The sequence below is a fragment of the Enterobacter cloacae complex sp. 2021EL-01169 genome (assembly GCF_020733125.1).
Classification (GTDB): Bacteria; Pseudomonadota; Gammaproteobacteria; order Enterobacterales; family Enterobacteriaceae; genus Enterobacter; species Enterobacter roggenkampii.
In genome coordinates, this window is sequence record NZ_JAJFTC010000022.1 from 17,556 (window position 1) to 35,464 (window position 17,909).

The 17,909-nt window shown below is 56.9% G+C and carries 25 protein-coding genes; 17 read left to right on the forward strand and 8 right to left on the reverse strand.

The features are described 5' to 3' along the window. Window positions 1-74: 74 nt before the first annotated feature. From LLF79_RS25035 to LLF79_RS25045, 3 genes are all read left to right on the forward strand, one after another. Window positions 75-1,190 carry an alkene reductase gene (locus LLF79_RS25035; protein WP_063452922.1) on the forward strand — a complete coding sequence of 372 codons (1,116 nt, stop codon included), beginning with the start codon at window positions 75-77 and terminating at the stop codon, window positions 1,188-1,190. Further along, the gene (locus LLF79_RS25040) at window positions 1,187-1,906 is read left to right on the forward strand and encodes an SDR family oxidoreductase (protein ID WP_032645915.1); all 720 of its coding nucleotides are present in this window, start codon (window positions 1,187-1,189) and stop codon (window positions 1,904-1,906) included. The genes LLF79_RS25035 and LLF79_RS25040 overlap by 4 nt, the downstream gene beginning before the upstream one ends. Window positions 1,907-1,971: 65 nt before the next feature. Further along, on the forward strand, window positions 1,972-2,511 hold the full coding sequence (locus LLF79_RS25045; RefSeq protein WP_227880571.1) for an ester cyclase: 540 nt from the start codon (window positions 1,972-1,974) through the stop codon (window positions 2,509-2,511). Between the two features lie 38 nt (window positions 2,512-2,549). Here LLF79_RS25045 and LLF79_RS25050 read toward each other — a convergent pair whose 3' ends face one another. Beyond that, window positions 2,550-3,017 (reverse strand): nuclear transport factor 2 family protein, encoded by a 468-nt coding sequence (locus tag LLF79_RS25050; RefSeq protein WP_021241363.1) that lies wholly within the window; start codon window positions 3,015-3,017, stop codon window positions 2,550-2,552. Between the two features lie 104 nt (window positions 3,018-3,121). Here LLF79_RS25050 and LLF79_RS25055 point away from each other — a divergent pair, with 104 nt between their 5' ends. Then, a complete protein-coding gene (locus LLF79_RS25055; protein WP_227880572.1) occupies window positions 3,122-3,700 on the forward strand; it encodes a TetR/AcrR family transcriptional regulator in 579 nt (192 codons plus the stop codon). Window positions 3,701-3,813: 113 nt separating this feature from the next. Here LLF79_RS25055 and LLF79_RS25060 read toward each other — a convergent pair whose 3' ends face one another. Further along, a complete protein-coding gene (locus tag LLF79_RS25060; RefSeq protein WP_227880573.1) occupies window positions 3,814-4,371 on the reverse strand; it encodes a histidine phosphatase family protein in 558 nt (185 codons plus the stop codon). 172 nt (window positions 4,372-4,543) lie between these two features. Between LLF79_RS25060 and LLF79_RS25065 the strand changes: the two genes are divergently transcribed. From LLF79_RS25065 to LLF79_RS25080, 4 genes are read left to right on the forward strand one after another with little or no spacing between them, the layout of a single operon-like run. After that, window positions 4,544-4,939 (forward strand): DoxX family protein, encoded by a 396-nt coding sequence (locus LLF79_RS25065; protein WP_023292497.1) that lies wholly within the window; start codon window positions 4,544-4,546, stop codon window positions 4,937-4,939. Beyond that, a complete protein-coding gene (locus tag LLF79_RS25070) occupies window positions 4,936-5,568 on the forward strand; it encodes a TetR/AcrR family transcriptional regulator (RefSeq protein ID WP_021241367.1) in 633 nt (210 codons plus the stop codon). Before LLF79_RS25065 ends, LLF79_RS25070 begins: the two co-directional genes overlap by 4 nt. 30 nt (window positions 5,569-5,598) lie before the next feature. After that, complete coding sequence (locus tag LLF79_RS25075) at window positions 5,599-6,003, forward strand: VOC family protein (protein ID WP_227880574.1); 405 nt, start codon at window positions 5,599-5,601, stop codon at window positions 6,001-6,003. A gap of 18 nt (window positions 6,004-6,021) precedes the next feature. Further along, window positions 6,022-6,534, forward strand: coding sequence for a GNAT family N-acetyltransferase (locus tag LLF79_RS25080; protein WP_227880576.1), 513 nt, complete (start codon window positions 6,022-6,024; stop codon window positions 6,532-6,534). Here the strand turns inward: LLF79_RS25080 and LLF79_RS25085 are convergent. Both LLF79_RS25085 and LLF79_RS25090 read right to left on the reverse strand, forming a co-directional pair. Continuing rightward, window positions 6,515-7,303, reverse strand: coding sequence for a hypothetical protein (locus LLF79_RS25085; RefSeq protein ID WP_227880578.1), 789 nt, complete (start codon window positions 7,301-7,303; stop codon window positions 6,515-6,517). The two genes, LLF79_RS25080 and LLF79_RS25085, sit on opposite strands and share 20 nt — an antisense overlap. Before the next feature lies 1 nt (window position 7,304). After that, complete coding sequence (locus LLF79_RS25090; protein WP_008502331.1) at window positions 7,305-7,502, reverse strand: hypothetical protein; 198 nt, start codon at window positions 7,500-7,502, stop codon at window positions 7,305-7,307. 257 nt (window positions 7,503-7,759) lie between these two features. Here LLF79_RS25090 and LLF79_RS25095 point away from each other — a divergent pair, with 257 nt between their 5' ends. The 8 genes from LLF79_RS25095 to LLF79_RS25130 are packed head-to-tail and all read left to right on the forward strand — an operon-like array spanning window position 7,760 to window position 13,640. After that, the gene (locus LLF79_RS25095; protein ID WP_008502330.1) at window positions 7,760-8,194 is read left to right on the forward strand and encodes a nuclear transport factor 2 family protein; all 435 of its coding nucleotides are present in this window, start codon (window positions 7,760-7,762) and stop codon (window positions 8,192-8,194) included. After that, window positions 8,191-8,910: an SDR family NAD(P)-dependent oxidoreductase gene (locus LLF79_RS25100; RefSeq protein WP_032663564.1), complete on the forward strand. Its 720-nt coding sequence runs from the start codon at window positions 8,191-8,193 to the stop codon at window positions 8,908-8,910. The genes LLF79_RS25095 and LLF79_RS25100 overlap by 4 nt, the downstream gene beginning before the upstream one ends. Further along, on the forward strand, window positions 8,907-10,166 hold the full coding sequence (locus LLF79_RS25105) for an NAD(P)/FAD-dependent oxidoreductase (RefSeq protein WP_094945131.1): 1,260 nt from the start codon (window positions 8,907-8,909) through the stop codon (window positions 10,164-10,166). The genes LLF79_RS25100 and LLF79_RS25105 overlap by 4 nt, the downstream gene beginning before the upstream one ends. A 1-nt stretch (window position 10,167) precedes the next feature. Continuing rightward, the gene (locus tag LLF79_RS25110) at window positions 10,168-10,890 is read left to right on the forward strand and encodes a DUF1365 domain-containing protein (protein WP_094945132.1); all 723 of its coding nucleotides are present in this window, start codon (window positions 10,168-10,170) and stop codon (window positions 10,888-10,890) included. Continuing rightward, complete coding sequence (locus tag LLF79_RS25115; RefSeq protein WP_023327405.1) at window positions 10,887-12,107, forward strand: cyclopropane-fatty-acyl-phospholipid synthase family protein; 1,221 nt, start codon at window positions 10,887-10,889, stop codon at window positions 12,105-12,107. Before LLF79_RS25110 ends, LLF79_RS25115 begins: the two co-directional genes overlap by 4 nt. Continuing rightward, window positions 12,104-12,589: a DUF2878 domain-containing protein gene (locus LLF79_RS25120; RefSeq protein ID WP_227880581.1), complete on the forward strand. Its 486-nt coding sequence runs from the start codon at window positions 12,104-12,106 to the stop codon at window positions 12,587-12,589. Before LLF79_RS25115 ends, LLF79_RS25120 begins: the two co-directional genes overlap by 4 nt. After that, window positions 12,586-13,110 carry a hypothetical protein gene (locus LLF79_RS25125; protein WP_008502324.1) on the forward strand — a complete coding sequence of 175 codons (525 nt, stop codon included), beginning with the start codon at window positions 12,586-12,588 and terminating at the stop codon, window positions 13,108-13,110. The genes LLF79_RS25120 and LLF79_RS25125 overlap by 4 nt, the downstream gene beginning before the upstream one ends. Continuing rightward, the gene (locus LLF79_RS25130; RefSeq protein ID WP_032651763.1) at window positions 13,107-13,640 is read left to right on the forward strand and encodes a DUF3833 domain-containing protein; all 534 of its coding nucleotides are present in this window, start codon (window positions 13,107-13,109) and stop codon (window positions 13,638-13,640) included. The genes LLF79_RS25125 and LLF79_RS25130 overlap by 4 nt, the downstream gene beginning before the upstream one ends. Here LLF79_RS25130 and LLF79_RS25135 read toward each other — a convergent pair. Next, on the reverse strand, window positions 13,637-14,095 hold the full coding sequence (locus LLF79_RS25135; protein ID WP_063615674.1) for a DMT family transporter: 459 nt from the start codon (window positions 14,093-14,095) through the stop codon (window positions 13,637-13,639). The two genes, LLF79_RS25130 and LLF79_RS25135, sit on opposite strands and share 4 nt — an antisense overlap. A gap of 4 nt (window positions 14,096-14,099) precedes the next feature. Further along, window positions 14,100-14,534, reverse strand: coding sequence for a DMT family transporter (locus LLF79_RS25140; RefSeq protein WP_023292486.1), 435 nt, complete (start codon window positions 14,532-14,534; stop codon window positions 14,100-14,102). A gap of 95 nt (window positions 14,535-14,629) precedes the next feature. Between LLF79_RS25140 and LLF79_RS25145 the strand changes: the two genes are divergently transcribed. Continuing rightward, window positions 14,630-15,592: a LysR family transcriptional regulator gene (locus LLF79_RS25145; protein ID WP_044596386.1), complete on the forward strand. Its 963-nt coding sequence runs from the start codon at window positions 14,630-14,632 to the stop codon at window positions 15,590-15,592. Here LLF79_RS25145 and LLF79_RS25150 read toward each other — a convergent pair. Together LLF79_RS25150 and LLF79_RS25155 are read right to left on the reverse strand one after the other, a co-directional pair. Continuing rightward, window positions 15,567-16,595: a methionine synthase gene (locus LLF79_RS25150; RefSeq protein ID WP_021241377.1), complete on the reverse strand. Its 1,029-nt coding sequence runs from the start codon at window positions 16,593-16,595 to the stop codon at window positions 15,567-15,569. The genes LLF79_RS25145 and LLF79_RS25150 overlap by 26 nt on opposite strands. A gap of 23 nt (window positions 16,596-16,618) precedes the next feature. Then, entirely contained in the window at window positions 16,619-17,593 is a 975-nt protein-coding gene (locus LLF79_RS25155) for a DUF1852 domain-containing protein (RefSeq protein ID WP_227880583.1), read from the reverse strand. Window positions 17,594-17,909 lie beyond the last annotated feature (316 nt).

The window sequence follows — 17,909 nt, forward strand, 5'->3', positions numbered from 1 at the left end:
CTGTTTTTAGCGTAATTATCAAAATCAGATGCGGACTGTAAAGTGATTTCATCCAAACCATAAGGGATGAAAACATGAAACCTGCTTCACTCTTTGAACGCTACAGGCTGGGGTCGCTGGACCTGAAAAATCGTATCGTCATGGCGCCGATGACCCGCGCGCGCTCCCTTCAGCCGGGCAACATTCCCTCCGCGCTGATGGCGGAGTATTACCGGCAGCGGGCCAGCGCGGGGTTAATCATCACCGAAGCCACGCAAATCTCGCCTCAGGGTCAGGGATACTCCTGGACGCCCGGCATCCATTCGCCGGAGCAGGTTTCAGGATGGCAGCTCACGACGGGGGCCGTACATCAGGCGGGCGGGGTCATTTTTTCTCAGCTCTGGCACGTTGGGCGAATGTCGCACGCCAGTTTTCACCAGGACGGTCAGCCCGTCGCCCCGTCAGCGCTGGCCCCGGACGCGCAGGTGTGGGTGGTGAATGAGCGTGGAGAAGGCCAGATGGTTGACTGCCCGCAGCCGAGAACGCTCTCACGCAAGGACATTCAGAACATCGTCGCTGACTATCGCCAGGCCGCTTTGAATGCCGTTCAGGCCGGGTTTGATGGCGTGGAGGTCCACGGCGGAAACGGCTATCTGATCGACCAGTTCCTGCGCCAAACCTCCAACAAACGCACGGACGAGTACGGCGGTACGGTGGCTAACCGGATCCGCTTCGCCCAGGACGTGTTAAGCGCGATTGCCGAGGCGATTGGTCACGAACGTACGGGCATCCGTCTTTCGCCGTTTATTACCCAGCGCGGGATGAACGACCCGCAGGTCTCTGAAGCCATACTCGCGCTTGCGGCCTGGTGCGAACAAAAAGGGATTGCGTTTATCCACCTGGCGGAAGCCGACTGGGACGACGCGCCGCAGATTCCTGAGCATTTCCGTCAATCGCTTCGCGAGACCTTCAGCGGCACCCTGATCGTCGCGGGTAACTATGACCTTGCCAAAGCCGAAGAAATTCTGGCGGCGGGCTATGCCGATTTGATTGCCTTCGGACGACCGTTTATTGCCAACCCGGATTTGCCTCACCGGCTGGCGCACCGCTTGCCGCTGGCCCAGGTGCGCGACCCCGCCACGCTGTTTGGCGGCACCGCCACGGGCTATACCGATTACTCAACGTACACCCAGCAGGAGGAAACTTTATGACCCGTAAAACCTTAATTATCGGCGGCGCTTCCGGCATCGGTTTCGCCGTGGGCACCCTGCTTGCCGGGCGCGGCGAGGAGATTATGCTTGCGGGACGCGATAGCGCGAAACTGGACGCGGCACGGCAACGACTGGGCGCTCATGCCGCGTCTGTTAGCACCCTCGTGCTCGATATCAGCCGTGAGGAAGAGCTTGTTGCGCTCAGTGAAACGCTGGGCGAGGTCAATAATATTGTCGTCACAGCGGGGTCACAGGCGCCGGGCGGGCTGCTTTCCGGACTGGATCTCCGTGCGGCAAGACAGGCCTTTGATACAAAATTCTGGGGAAGCCTGAATGTCGCCCGCTATCTCAGCGGGAACATCGCTCCCCGCGGTACGCTGACCTTCACCAGCGGGTTTGTGGCGCGCCGCACCGTGGCGGGCGCCATCGTAAAAACAACGATGAATGCCGCCATTGAGGCCGCGACAAAGGTGCTGGCGAAAGAGCTTTCCCCGCTGCGCGTCAACGTCGTGAGTCCGGGGCTGACCGACACGGAAGCGTATGCGGGGATGGACGCCGCCGCGCGGGAAAAAATGCTCGCAGGCGCGGCGGAAACCCTGCCAGCCAAAGCCTGGGGAAGGGCGCAGGACATCGCACAAGGGTATCTTTTCGCCATGGACAACCCCTTTGTCACCGGGTCGGTCATTGATATTGAGGGCGGGGCGTTAATTAACTGACCCCTCATTAATGTGATCCGCAGGGCATCGTCTGCGGGTAACGTAACACTCTGTAGAGAGACATCATGAAATATACGACGTGCTTTCGTCCCGCTATCGCGGCGCTTATTTTTGCTGGTCTGTCGGGCAATGCTATTTCCGCGCAGGGGGAAAGGGTACAGCCGAAACAGCTGATTGTGGACAAGAGCCTGCCCCAGGTGCAATTAAAGACGAATGAAGCCGTAGCCAGAGAATATGCCACGTTCTGGAACACCGGTAATGAAAGTCTGGCGCGTGATGCCCTGGCGGCAAACTTTGTTGATAAAACACCGCCGGAAGGCCGTAAGCAGGGGCCGGAAGGCGCTATTTTAGCCTCGCGGGCGTTTCGCACGGCCGTGCCCGATTTGCGCTGCGACGTTGAGCAGATGATTATTTCAGGCGACCGCGTGGTCTCACACTTACATTTTTACGGCACATTCACCGGGACATTTGGCAGGCTGAAAGGAAAGGGGCAGAAAATAGATTTTATTGCCACGGATATCTATGAAATCCGTGACGGTAAAATTGCAGCGAACTGGCATATTGAGGACAACCTGACGCTGATGAAACAGCTGGGCGCGCTGTAAATCACATCACTCCGGGAAGCCGGAGTGATGCGTTGAGCCTATAACCCCAGATCGCTCAGCGAGGGGTGATCGTCCGGGCGTCTGCCCAGCGGCCAGTGGAACAGTCGCTCGGATTCTTTTATCGGCATATCGTTTACGCAGGCAAAACGACGCTTCATCAAGCCGTCTGGGTCGAACTCCCAGTTCTCGTTGCCGTACGAACGGAACCAGTTTCCTGAATCATCATGCCATTCATAGGCATAGCGGACCGCGATGCGGTTATCCGTAAAGGCCCACAGCTCTTTAATCAGACGATAATCCAGCTCTTTTTTCCATTTCCGTTCGAGAAACGCCCGGGCCTCTTCACGGTTGGTGGCGAACTCTGCACGGTTGCGCCATTGGGTATCCAGCGTATAGGCCAGCGCGACTTTCGCCGGGTCGCGACTGTTCCAGCCATCTTCTGCCAGCCTGACTTTTTCGATGGCGCTTTCACGGGTGAAGGGCGGTAAAGGAGGACGTGTGTTCATGGCGGTTACCTCAGTGTGATTTTGTGTAGACAGGTCTGTCTACTTGGGGTAATCTATGCCTGAAAAATAACGCTGTCAACACCCTTTTTGAGGCTGTCGAAAAAATGAAAACCGAACACGCAGGCAACGAAACAAAAATTAGCGTCCGGGATAAAATATTACTCACGGCGCACGATCTGTTTTATTCCACGGGCTTCAGGGCGACGGGGGTGGATACGCTGATTAAAGAGGCGAAAGTGACGAAGGTGACGTTTTATCGCCATTTTCCGAGTAAGAGCTTGCTTATTCTCGCCTATTTACACTATCGACATGAAATATGGATTAACTGGTTTGAATCCACGCTGCGCCGACATCTCGATGAAGGCGAAATACCTGCTGATGCGATTTCTGCAACGCTCTGTGAATGGTTTATTTCGCCGGAGTTCCACGGCTGTGCGTTTATTAATGCCAGCGCCGAAGCCAAATCCGAAGATATTGAAAGCGAAATAAAAGCGATATGCCGCGATCATAAAATCGAAACAAAGAATATTATTGCGTCGCTGACGAAGATTGCGGATGAGCGCGTCGTCAATGAAATCATGCTGCTCATTGACGGCGCCATTATTCATGCGCAGATGGGCATGGAGACGGATGAGGTCATCGCGTCGTTGAAGAGGGCGCTGGCAGACTTAATCGGGGGCTAGCGAGGATCCCCTTAGTCCTCCAGACGAAGGCTGACAGGTGCATTCAGCATTTGCGAATAACAGTCGGCTGGCGTGCGCCGAGGATGAACAATCCTCAGCCTCAGCATGTGCCGCTATACCATGCTGTAAACCCCCGCTCCCCAGTACCCCTTACCCGGACGAGTCTGTTCTTTCCAGCCTGATGCGATCAGTTCTTTTGCAATGAACCGGTTGATGACCCCGTGCCCCATGAGCAAGACGGGGCCGTCAGAGTCCTTCGCTACATTCACCAGGATTTCTGCCGCCTTAACGGCACGTTCTTTTGCGGCGCTTACGCGTTCTGACTCGCCAGACAGGCCGCAGAGCCAAAGAACGCGAAACAGCGCTGCCCAGTAAAAAGGCGATAGCCGGAACCCCGGAATACGGAACACCGGCAGCTCTGCTTCCCGAAAAACCTCATCAATTAAGCCCGGTTCACACCCCAGCGTTTTCAACGATGAAAGGGCTCGCGGGAGAGGGCTGCTGAGAAACGTCAGTGCGCGGTACGCGAGGATTTGAGCCATCTCCGAAGGTCTGTCGCGGCCCGTTGAAGAGCGGTTATACCTGTCGATCCATCCCACCATTTCCCTGTACGACACCTTTCCGGCGCCCCTGTATTCGGGTTCGCCGTGGCGCATCAAAATAATTTCCATATGTCTTCATCGCTCACCATCCATTCACCAGAGGCAGACTAGCGCGTTCTCACACTGATGTTCACCCACCCGTTTTGGAGTGTCAGGGCGGTGATCGCACTTATCAGGCTTGTCGGTCTGTTAATTAATAAGTAGACTAGCCAGTCTTTTAAATGATCAAAGAGATAATTCAGTGTCAAAAATCACGTCATCTATCACAACACTCTGTCTTTCAAGAATTTTATTGACCTTTTTCTTCTGGATGGCAGGCTTTTATGGGTTGTTCAACTTTGGAGAGATTGTGCTGGAAATGGTGGATGTGGGTCTCCCCTGGCCCGTCTTATTCGCGACAGGCACCATTCTCTGTCAGCTTGTAGGCTCTGCTCTGGTGATTTCGAATTTTGCCGGCTACGGATGGATTGGATCGGCAATGCTGATTGTGTTTACATTACTCACCATTCCGGTGGGGCATCCATTCTGGAAATTTAGCGAGCCCCAGCGCACCCAGGAGTTTCATATCGCGCTTGAACACATAACCGTTATCGGGGGGCTCATGATGAGCATGCTTTTGTCAGGTCGTAAACGATGAGAGAAAAGGTTCGGCAGAAAGGCCGCCCAAAAGATCCGTCAAAGGAGCAGGCGATACTGCAGGCCGCAAGAAGCCTGTTTCTCGAGAAAGGCCTCGATGTCACGACGGAAGAAATTGCCCGCGTTGCCGGGGTGGCAAAAGCCACGCTTTATGCCAATTTCGCGGATAAAGACCTGCTTGTTGAGGCCGTACTCCGTAAGGAATCGGATCTGACCATCAGTGACAGTGATTTTTCCGAGCGGCATCATCTGTCGTTGACCGAGGTCTTAACCGCGTTTGGCAACCGTTTTGTCCGCTTCATCAACCAGCGCGAGCTGACGGGCTGGGACCGCTTAATTGCCTCCGCCGCTATTCGTCATCCGGAGTTACCCGCGCGTTTTTATGCGGCAGGTCCCGGCAGGGCGCAGCAGATGCTGGAGACAATTATCGGTGAAGCCGTTGAAAAGGGCTTACTGATCGCGTGCTCCCCGCGCGAAGCGGCTGACGACCTGGCCGGGTTGTGGCTCGGGATGACAAGCCTTGAGATAAAGCTTGGCGCCAGAAAAAGCTTATCTGATGAAGAAATTGCTCGTCGGGTTACGCATGCGATCGCTGTTTTTATGTGCGCGTATTCAGTGGAAAAGCGCTGAGCATAACCATTTAGAGTAAAGGTAACGGAAATGAGAACACAGAAACGATGCCTCGGCTGCGTGGCTATTGTGGTTGATGACTACGATCGCGCCATTGAGTACTACACAGACAAGCTGGGGTTTACCCTCGTAGAGGATACGCCGCAACCGGGTAAACGCTGGGTGGTCGTCTCACCCAACCCGGAAAGCGACTGCAACATTTTGCTGGCTCGTGCGTCTAACGAGAGGCAGGAAGGTTTTATCGGTAATCAATGCGGCGGCAGAGTTTTCCTGTTCCTTCAGACGGATGATTTTTGGCGCGATTACCATGTCATGAAGGCAAAAGGCGTTCATTTCTGCGAAGAACCACGTGAGGAAGAGTACGGTACGGTGGTGGTGTTTGAAGATATGTACGGCAACCGCTGGGACCTCTATCAACATGCCCAACGCGGGTGATTACGCGGGGTACCTTCCATGACGCTTCGAATTCGACAGGCCACCGGGGCCGATTCAACGCTATTAAGCGAGTTGGGATATCGTATCTATCCCGCGCATTTTCAGCATCTCTGGGTATCAGACGCCGAGATGACGGCTTTTCTGGACGCCGAGTATGCCCCCTCCGTCATTGAGCAGAGCCTGACCGAGTGCCATGTTTCCTGGTTTGTGGCAGAAACCGATCGGCCAGTGGGATTTATGAAAGTGACCTGGGACGCCATGCTTCCGGAAACGGACAAGAGGGGCGTTCTCCTCAACAAGCTCTACCTCGATCCTGCTGAGACCGGCAAGCACTATGGTCAGGACATGTTCAATAAAATCATCGGCATGGCCCGGAGCAGGGGAAAGGACTCTCTCTGGCTGGAAGTGCTTGAGCAGAACGCAGGAGCGCACCGGTTCTACCAGAAGCAGGGCATGCTCTGCATTAAGAACGTCCTTTTCGAAACTGCCTCACAGCAGAGCATACTCAAAATTATGGGGATGTCTCTTTAGGGCCAGGGCTCTCGTCCCGCTGTGCCAGCGACAGCGCGCTGGCGCTGGCGGGATCGAACAGCGAGATGCTCTCAATCTGATTGAGTAAAATCACCTTGCGGAATGACATGGCGCTGCGGGGTTCAGAGTCGAGCGTAATGTCATGCTCCGCATACCACCTGCTGTAATTATTCTCGATGCGCAGGTTCATCGTCTTCGCATCCCGGTACCCGCTCAACATCGGGATCAGCACGATATTGGCCGTTTTTTCATATTCCAGCGTCGCGGTGTGGATCATACCGACGTAAATCCGCTTCGAGCGGAGCGTGACCTGCGCCAGCTCGCCTTGCTCCATACACTGATAGAACAGTTGTTCAATCCCGCTCGCCTGCGCAAGCCGTTTGTAGAGCTTTTTCCGACTCTCGCCATCCAGCCTGGCGCTGCCTGCCCAGTTAGAGCGGTAGAGGCAAAACAGAATGGCAAACGCCAGCATCACCACCACCGGCGCCTGAATGCCTAAAAAACTCCAGTTCATAAAGTCGATTTGCCAGTCGGTGTATTTCGGTGAGGCAAAGTGGAAAGCGTTGTTGGCGGCAGAAAGGGTGAGCAGCAGCAGCCAGAGCAGCCCCGTAGCAATCACCCCCTGCAGAACAAAAATACAGCCGTAAAGCGCAACGAGAAAATAGACGTCCCAGCCAAAGGAACGCTTGATTTTAAAGCGGGTCGACAGGTCTCGGCTGGTGTACCAGTACCCGCAGACCATCAGCACCATAAATATCGCCGTTCCCATATCAGGCCCTCTTCAGCGCGTTAACGTGACGCAGAAAGTCCTGCCGCACCTCGTTGCTCTTGTAGTTCACCGAGGCGTTCCCGTCCTGGTCGATAATGATGCGGTCGCCATCTTCCACGGCTTCAATAATTTCCTGCTGACTCATCACCTGCAGTAAGGATTCCGGGCTTGAGAAGAGGGAGAGAAAGAAACGTTTCATGTCAGGCATCCTTATGAATAAAAAGGATAAGCCTGGAAGATGACCGCTGAATTTGCCTTAAGGATAACCTGAAAGTGAAAGCCGGGTGGCGGCTACGCCTTACCCGGCCTACAAAACCGTCAAATGATTGAGTTATCAAGTTGTTGATATTTATGGGTAATAAAAAATAAATTTGCACAAACTTGGACAAATAACGTTAATTGTGTAAGTTTTAAGTATGCGATTACGCCACGTTGTTTACAGCCAGGATGTGACCCATGAGCACTTTGCCCTCTGTCGTGAGTCGGTTTGTTGAGTACTACGCCGCACTGGATAGCCAGCCGCCGTCCGCGCTGGTCGGGCTTTACCATTCAAATGCCACGCTTGTCGATCCGTTCGGCGAGCACGACGGTATCTTTGCGCTTCAGCGCTATTTCACCCATCTGCTGGCCAACGTCGAGAACTGCCGTTTTTCTATCGACCCGCCGCTCTGCAGCGGGAACCGGTTTGTTGTCACCTGGGTGATGCACTGGTCGCATCCGCGCATTGCCGGAGGCGAACCGCTCGATCTGCCGGGGTGCTCGGTGGTGGAGACGGAAAACGATCTCATCACCCACCAGCGCGACTACTACGATGCGGGAGAGATGATCTACGAACATCTTCCTCTGCTGGGCTGGGCGGTACGCGGCGTGAAGCGGAGGGTCAAATCATGAAGACGGTACTGATTACCGGTGCAAGTTCGGGCATTGGCGCCGGGCTGGCGAAATCCTTCTCCGCTGACGGCTATCATGTGATTGCCTGCGGGCGCGATCCGGCGCGTCTGGAAGCGCTGCATCAGACCTGCCCCAATCTCACCGTTCGCCTGTTCGATATGACGGACCGGGAGGCCTGCCGACAGGCGCTGACCGGCAGCTACGCCGATCTGATTATTCTCTGCGCCGGTACCTGCGAATACCTCGACGGTGGCGTGGTGGATGCAGCGCTGGTGGAGCGGGTCATGAACACCAATTTCCTCGGGCCGGTGAACTGCCTTGAGGCGCTGCAGCCGCAGCTGGTTCGAGGCAACCGCGTGGTGCTGGTGAGCTCGATGGCCCACTGGCTGCCTTTCCCCCGCGCAGAGGCCTACGGTGCGTCCAAAGCGGCGCTGAGCTGGTTTGCCGAAAGCCTGCGCCTGGACTGGGAGCCAAAAGGGATTACCGTCACGGTTGTCTCTCCGGGCTTTGTCGATACGCCCCTTACGCAAAAAAACGATTTTGCCATGCCGGGCAGAGTGACTGTCGACGAGGCGGTGAAGGCGATCCGTATCGGGCTGGCGGCCGGGAAAATGCACATCGCGTTTCCTGCCGGATTTGGCTTCATTTTGCGGCTGCTCTCAGGGCTGCCTGCTTTTCTTCAGCGCACGCTGCTGCGCAGGATGGTGCGTTCATGAACATTGCAATTATCGGCAGCGGCATTGCCGGGCTTACGTGCGCCTGGCGACTGGCCGGGCACCATCAGGTGACCCTGTTTGAAGCGGGATCCACACCGGGCGGCCATACCGCAACGGTTGACGTGACGACGCCACAGGGCACATACGCGATCGATACCGGGTTTATCGTCTACAACGACCGCACCTATCCGCGCTTTATGGGCCTGCTCAGCGAGCTGGGTATCAGCGGGCAAAAAACCCAGATGAGCTTTTCAGTACACAACCCCGAGACGGGTCTGGAATACAACGGGCACACCCTGACGTCGCTGTTTGCCCAGCGCCGAAATCTCGTCAATCCGACATTCTGGCGGCTTCTCGGTGAAATCGTCCGCTTCAATCGTCTGGCAAAACAGGCGCTGGACGGGGAAGTGGAGCCGAACGCCACGCTGCAGACGTTTCTGGACCAGCACGGCTTTACGCCCTTTTTTGCGCGCCACTATATTCTGCCGATGGGGGCCGCCATCTGGTCATCCTCGCTGCAGGAGATGAAGCGTTTCCCGCTGCCGCTCTTTTTACGTTTCTTCCAAAACCACGGTCTGCTGGATATCACCCATCGCCCGCAGTGGTACGTGGTGCCGGGCGGCTCGCGAGAGTATATCCGCGCGATGCTGGACAAACTGGGCGATCGGCTGACGGTGCATCTCAATTCACCGGTTCAGCGGGTGAGCCGCCACGAGGACGGGGTCACGCTCCAGCTTGAAAACGGCAGCCATACCTTCGACCAGGTGATATTTGCCTGCCACTCCGGCAGTGCTCTGGCGATGCTTGACGACCCGACCTCCGCAGAGCGCGAGGTGCTGGGCGATATCGGCTGGCAGCGCAACGAGGTGGTGTTGCACAGCGACCCGCGCTGGCTGCCGGTGCGGCCGCGCGCCTGGGCGAGCTGGAATTACCGGCTGAGCGCGCAGGAGCAGGCCAGCGCCTGTGTGACCTACAACATGAACATTCTGCAGGGGCTGCCTGCGGGCAGCCCGCTGTTCTGCGTCACCCTTAACCCGGACGCGGCGGTGGATGAGCGCTTCGTTCTGCAACGCTTTGTTTATGAGCATCCACTGTTTAACCCGCAAAGCTGGCGGGCGCAGGCGCGGCGCGGCGAGATCAACGGCCACCGGCGGAGCTGGTACTGTGGGGCTTACTGGTACAACGGTTTTCATGAAGACGGCGTGCGCAGCGCGCTGGACGTGGTCAACGCGATAGCGGCCGGAGAGGGGAACTGAGATGAACAGCTGCCTCTATCACGGCGTATTGCGCCACCGCCGCCTTCAGCCGAAAACCCATGAATTTCGCTACAGCGTCTTTATGGCCTGGCTGGATCTTGATGAGCTGCCGCTGCTGGCGTCCGTCGGCGTGCGCCGCAATCGCTTTGCCGCCGCCGCGTTCCATGACGCGGACTATCCGCTCGGCACGCCGCTCAAAGAGAACGTGCTCAGCAGGCTGGAGAGCCTGACCGGGGAACGGCCGGACGGGCGGGTCATGCTTCTGACGCAGTTGCGGTATTTCGGGTTTCATTTTAACCCGGTCAACTTTTACTACTGCTACGACGGGAAGGGGACTCTGCGCTGGGTACTGGCGGAGGTTCGCAACACGCCGTGGAACGAGCGTCATTATTACGCGGTCGACGGGCAACATGCCCAGCCCACGGAAAAAGCGTTTCACGTTTCCCCCTTCAACCCGATGAACATGATCTACCACTGGCGCTTCAACGATCCGGATAACACGCTGCATATGCACATTGAAAATCATCAGGAAGCGAAGGTGTTCGACGCCACGCTCGCCCTGCGCCGGGAGCCGCTGACCCGTCCGGCACTGCGCGCGCTGCTGCTGCGCATCCCGCTTATGACCCTGAAAACCGTTTTCGCCATTTACTGGCAGGCGCTGAGGCTGTGGCTCAAGCGCGTGCCGCTGTATAACCATCCCGTCAGCAGGAGTGAACGCTCATGACCGATCCCGTCTTTGCGTTAGAACCCGATATCCCGCGCAACGTCCGCCTCGCGCGATGGCTGCTGTTTCGTCTGTTAAGCGGCATCCGCGGTGGTTCGCTCACCCTGCGTGAAGGGGCGCAGACCTTCCATTTTGGCGAGACATCCTCCGCGCTGCACGCCGACGTGCAGATCCTGACGCCCGCCGTCTACTGGCGCGTCTTAACGGGCGGGAGCCTTGCCGCCGCTGAAGCCTGGATGGACGGCGAATGGGAAACCGCGCAGCTCACGCCGCTTCTGCAAATCCTGGCCCTCAACGGCGAGGTGCTTGGCCGTCTTGAGAAAGGGTTCCGGCTGCTTGGCCGACCGCTGGAGCGTTTGCGCCACTGGACGCGGCGTAACTCCCGCGCGCAGGCGCGTGAAAATATTGCCGCCCATTACGACCTGGGCAACACCTTCTATGCCCATTTTCTGGACAGGGAACTGCTTTACTCCAGCGCGCTCTTTACCGCAGACGAGCAGGATCTCACAACGGCTCAGCAGGCCAAAATGGCGCGCCTGTGCGACCAGCTGGCGCTTAGCGAGGCCGACCACCTGCTGGAAATCGGTACCGGCTGGGGGGCGATGGCGGAATACGCGGCCCGTCATTATGGCTGTCGGGTGACTACCACCACGCTGTCGCAGGAGCAATACGTCTGGGCAACCGAGCGGATCGCCCGCGCCGGGTTGCAGGATCGTGTTGAGGTGCTGCTCTGCGACTATCGCGACCTCACCGGGCAGTACGACAAGCTGGTCTCAATAGAGATGATTGAAGCCGTCGGGCAGCGCTATCTGCCCACATTCTTCCGGACCTGTCAGGCGCGGCTGCGCCCGGGGGGACGAATGGCGATTCAGGCCATCACCATTCAGGACCAGCGCTATCGCGACTACAGCAAAAGCGTCGATTTTATTCAGCGCTACATTTTCCCCGGCGGCTTCCTGCCGAGCATCACCGCCATGAACGAGCTGATGACGCGCCACACCGATTTCGTGGTGCGCAATCTCTTCGACATGGGGCCGGACTACGCCCGCACGCTGGCGCACTGGCGGCAGCGCTTTGTCCACGCCTGGCAGGAGATTGAAAAGCTCGGCTTTGATGAGCGGTTCCGCCGCATGTGGCTTTATTACTTTGGCTACTGTGAAGCCGGGTTTAATGCCCGCACCATCAGCGTGGTGCAGCTGACCGCAGAGCGCGTATGAGACGATATCTTCAGGTCTTCCTGCTGGCCGCCGCGTTCGATCTCTACTGGGCGCTGGTGGTGCTCTTTCGCGAACAGGGCCTGATTATCTGGCTCGCGCTGGCGATCCTGGCGTGCCTGCTCTTGCCGTCTGTATACCGTTTTTACGCCATTGGGCTGGCCGCGGCGGGCAGTTTGCTGGATACGCTCTGGGCGCTGACGGGGCTGATCGCCTTCACGGGTGATGCCGTGATGCCGCTATGGATGGTGGCATTATGGCTGATGTTCGCCACCGTCTGGACGCAGCTTACGCGCACCACCACGTTGCCCGGCTGGCTGCTCACCCTGCTGGCCGCCGTGGGAGGGCCGGTGGCGTACCTGATTGGCGAGCGGCTGGGTGCCATCACGTTTCTGGAGCCGACCTTTATCGTCGTCAGCTGGATGGCGCCGGGCTGGCTGGTGTTGATGCTGTTTTTCCACCTGCTGATGGGGAGACAAAAATGAGAGCTGCGGTTTTGTTGCTTTGTCTGACGCTGGTTGTTCCTGTTGCCCAGGCCACCGACTGGCTGGGGTGGCGGAAGGTGGGGGACGCCACGCTCACCTGGGGGCCATTCACCGTCTATACCTCCCAGCTGCGTACGCCGGACGGGCGTTACGGTCGGGAGAACCAGGATCAGGCGCTGATTATTACCTATGCGCGCGATATCGATCGCGATGAGCTGGTCGAGGCGACCCGCGACCAGTGGCAGGCGCAGGGGATCCTGCAACGGGAACCCCGAAGCGAAGCCTGGTTACAGATGCTGCGCTCTCTGTGGCCGGATGTCCGGCCGGGCGCACAGCTGGCGTTTGTGCTCGACGACGGGCAGGGGCAGTTCTGGTATCGCGCGTCAGCGGCGCAAAAAGCCTTTATTCCACTCGGACCGCGTCAGTCAGAAGCGTTCAGCACCCGCTTCCTGGCCATCTGGCTCGACCCTCGTACGCAATACCCTGAGCTGCGTCAGCAGTTAATCGGAGGCCAAAAATGAAACGTATCCTGATGATGGCGCTGGCATTGACGATGCTGCTGGCAGGCTGTAGCACGGAGGTGACCGAGTATCGCCAGCAGCAGCCGCGGCTGGATATCTTCCATTACTTCCAGGGCAAAACCGAAGCGTGGGGGATGGTACAGGATCGCAGCGGCAAGCAGATCCGCCGCTTTCACGTTGAGATTGCCGGGGACGTTATCGGCGATACGCTGACGCTGAACGAGCACTTCGTTTACGACGATGGCGAGAAGCAGCAGCGGGTCTGGCATATCCGCCGCGTGGGGAGCGATCGCTACGAAGGCACGGCGGGGGATATTGAAGGGGTAGCAACGGGGCAGGCCGCCGGCAACGCGTTCAACTGGCATTACAGCATGAACGTGAAGGCCAACGGCAGCACCTGGCTACTGAACTTTGACGACTGGATGTACCTGCAGGATGAGAACCATCTGTTTAATAAAACCGAGATGAAGAAACTGGGCGTCACCGTGGCCACGGTAACGCTGTTCTTTACCCGTAAGACCTCAGCTTAGTCGCGGACGCTGCCGGTTTTGCTGCTGGAGTAGATGAAGTACAGGGCAATCCCCAGGCATACCACCGCGCTCAGACGGCTCGGTGAAAACGAAATGGCGGGATTGCCCAGCCAGCCAAAGTTATCAATCAGCATACTCATGGCGAGCTGGCCGAATATCACCCCCACCGTGGCGACAGCGGTGCCGATCCGCTGTACGGCGAGCACCATTATCACGATATAGGGCACGCCAAACATCGCCCCGAGGAGCTGCCATTTCGGCACGTCCAGCAGCGTGACCGCCTGCTTAGGCTCAAAGAAGAAAATGAGCAGGGCGGTCACCAGCGCGCCGACGGAAAACGTTAGAAACGCGCTCTTGAAAACGCCCACGCTGCTGCCGAGCTGCCCATTAATTGCGGCCTGTATGCTCAGCGTCGCGCCGCCGCAGATGGCCAGAATTATCATCATCAGTGTCATGTGTTTACCCCTTTGCGACCAGTACCAGTGCGGCAATAATAAAAACCAGCGCCACGATGCGTCTTGCGTTTATCTTCCTGTGCGGCGTACCCAGCAGGCCAAAGTGGTCAATGATCAGGCTTTTAAAAACCTGACCTGCCAGAATGCCAATCATCGTCAGCGCAATGCCGATAGTCGGCGTGGCAAGCGTCAGTATGACGACGTAGATCGGACCCAGCACCCCGCCGAGGAGCTGCCAGCCGGGCTGTGCGAAAAACGACGGGCTGTTGCGCGGGCTGAAAAACAGCATCAGCAGAAACGTCAGCGCGGCGCCGACGCCAAAAATGCTGAACGTCGCCCATAAATCCCCGACTTTTCCCCCCAGGGGGCCCAGCAGTCCCGCCTCGACGGAGAGGCCCATCCCGCCAGCGATCACCAGTAAAATCAAAACCAACTGCATTCTTCTTCCTCCGTTTTCAGGCGAAGAAGATTACGTGGGTTGTGCAATGAGAAAAATGCCATAATGGTGGAAACACCTTTGCAGGATATGCATTAATGGTTGACGCCAGCAACATCAACATCCGCGCGCTGCTGATCTTTATCGACGTGTATGAAGCGCAGAACTTCTCCGTCGTGGCGCGGCGGCAGGGGATATCGGCCTCGCAGATATCGCGCGTGATCCACCAGCTCGAGGATGCGCTCGGGCAGCAGCTTTTCTATCGCAATACGCGGGCCGTCATTCCCACGGAAAGCGGTCATCTGTTTATTCGCTACGCCCGGTCGATGGCGGAGAATCTTGAAGAGGCGCGCCGGGAGCTGGACGCGCGTGCGGTGGAGCCGTCCGGTGCGATCCGCATTAACGGACCGGTGTTTTTCGGCCAGAAGCACATAGCCCCAGGACTTCCCGGCCTGTCGGCACGCTATCCTCGCCTGAGCGTAGAGCTGACGCTGACCGATGATTTCATTGACCCCCACCGGGATGCGGCAGACCTTATCTTCCGCATTGGCGTGCTGACGGACTCGTCGTTTCGCGCGCGGGTGTTTGGGCAGCAGGTGTACCATCTGGCCGCGTCGCCAGACTACGTGCGTAAACACGGTGCGCCAGAAGTGCCCGACGATCTGAACCGCCATCATTGCCTGGTGTATCGCGGATCGTCAGGGCCTAACCGCTGGCTGTTGCGTAGGGCGGGCGAGGCGTGGACACACTATCCCGTGACGCCATTGATGACCTCGAATAATGCGGAAGCGTTGCTGGCTGCGGCGCGGGGAGGGATGGGGATTGTGCTGTTTCCGGACTGGCTGGTGAGCGAACCGCTCCAGCGCGGTGAGCTGATTCCGCTCCTGCCCGCGCTGGAGTGCGCCATCACTACGGAACAACAGGCTATCGCGGCGATCTACCCTGATGCCCGACATCCGCCCCTGAACGTCAGGGCGGTGATTGATTATTACGTCGAGCGCTTTGGTACGCCGCTGTACTGGCAGCGTAAGGGGATTACGCGCCAAGCTCCTGGCGGATAATTTCTGCGCCAGCGCTGAGTGCTTTAAGCTTGCCGTTGGCAACCTGACGGGAGAGGGGCGCCATGCCGCAGTTGGTTGACGGGTACAGCTTGTCGGCGTCGACAAACTGCAGCGCTTTTCGCAGCGTATCGGCCACTTCCTCCGGCGTTTCAACCGTGTTGGTTGCCACGTCGATCGCCCCAACCATCACTTTTTTACCGCGGATCAGCTCCAGCAGATCCATCGGCACGCGGGAGTTGTGGCACTCCAGGGAGATGATGTCGATGTTAGAGGTCTGCAGCTTAGGGAAGGCCTCTTCGTACTGGCGCCACTCCGAGCCGAGCGTCTTTTTCCAGTCGGTATTGGCCTTGATGCCGTAGCCGTAGCAGATGTGGACCGCGGTTTCGCACTTCAGCCCTTCAATGGCGCGCTCCAGCGCGGCGATGCCCCAGTCGTTGACCTCATCAAAAAAGACGTTAAACGCCGGTTCATCGAACTGGATAATGTCCACGCCTGCGGCCTCTAGCTCTCGCGCTTCCTGGTTAAGGATTTTGGCGAATTCCCAGGCCAGCTTTTCGCGGCTTTTATAGTGCGCGTCATAGAGGGTGTCGATCATGGTCATCGGCCCCGGCAGGGCCCATTTGATCGGCTTGTCCGTGAGCTGGCGCAGGTACTTTGCATCGTCGACGAAGACCGGTTTCTGGCGCGCAACCGCGGAAACCACGGTTGGCACGCTCGCGTCATAGCGGTTACGAATGCGCACCGTCTGGCGGTTCTCAAAATCGACGCCGCTCAGGTGTTCAATAAAGGTGGTGACGAAGTGCTGGCGGGTCTGTTCCCCGTCGCTGACGATATCGATTCCCGCGCGGATCTGCTCATCCAGAGACAGGCGCAGCGCATCCTGCTTGCCTGCCAGCAGTTCCTGATCCTGTAACTTCCACGGTGACCAGAGCGTCTCCGGTTGCGCAAGCCAGGTCGGCTTTGGCAGGCTGCCAGCCGTTGAAGTCGGGAGCAATGTTTTCATAATAAAAGACCTTTTTTAATGTATTAAAGCGTGTAGTTATCAGACCACTGCTCAAGAATGTGTTTGTAAGGCTTAATAAAGTACTCTTCGGTAAACCGACCCTGTTCAATCGCCAGACGGCTTCGCTCTTCCCGGTCATACACAATTTTGGTTAAGGAGTGATCCTGCTGGTTCAGATCCGGTCGGTAGCACAGTCCGGCCGCCGAGTTGGCGTTATAAATTTCCGGGCGATAGATCTTCTGGAACGTCTCCATCGTGCTGATGGTGGCGATCAGTTCGAGGTCGGTGTAATCACTCAGCAAATCCCCGGTAAAGAAGAACGCGAACGGCGCCACGCTGTGTTCCGGCATGAAGTAGCGCACGCTCAGGCCCATCTTCGCGAAGTACTGCTCCGTAAGCGATTCGCCATCCGGCTGGTACTCAACGCCCAGTACGGGGTGCTGGTTACCGGTGCGGCGATAGGTATCTTTGCTGGAGACGCTCAGGCAAATCACCGGTCCTTTTGTGAAGTTCTCTTTGTATTCAGGTGAATTCACAAAATGGCGGAAGATATTGCCGTGCAGTTCGCCAAATTTTTTCGGAATGCTGAAGTGCTGCTGGTTCTTGTTGTGCTCCAGCAGCAGCACGCTGAAATCATAATCCCGCACGTAAGACGAGAAGTTATTCCCGACGATGCCAGGGATACGCTGGTTGTTTTTCTTGTCGACAATGGTGGTTTGCAGTATCTCAATGGCCGGGAACGGCTTTTCCGCGCCAATATTCAAATCGACAGAGATGATTTCCAGTTCAACCGCATAGCGATCGGCGTTTGGGTTATCCCAGCGCGCTAAGGCATTAAAGCGGTTGTTGATCATCACCAGCGTATTGCGCAGGTTTTCCTGACGTTTTTCCCCGCGGGCCAGGTTGGCGAAGTTGGTGGTCGTACGCGTATTTTCTGACGGGTTGTAATTCTCATCGAAGCAACTGCGCTTAAGGGTATATGTGAAAGCTTTGCTCATTGTGGTTATGCATCCTAAGTTCATGTTGCTAAGAAGTTACCAATGCATAATTTATGCCTGAGACCGTGGCGCAGGGGAAGTGACTTAATTTCAATGCAACATGAGGCATTTTCATGTTTAGATACGAAAAGAAGAATAGCGCGGGTGGCGACTGTTTAAAAAGTTTTACGCATTGCTGTAAAGGCTAATACGGAATCTATGGTCACTCCCGTTTTTGCAACACCGATTTTGACGACAAGTTGGCTTGCTTGAATCTATCCGGCGTCTGAATGGGATTTTATTCCCGCGCCTTGATGAGTTCCGCGCCTGATGAACC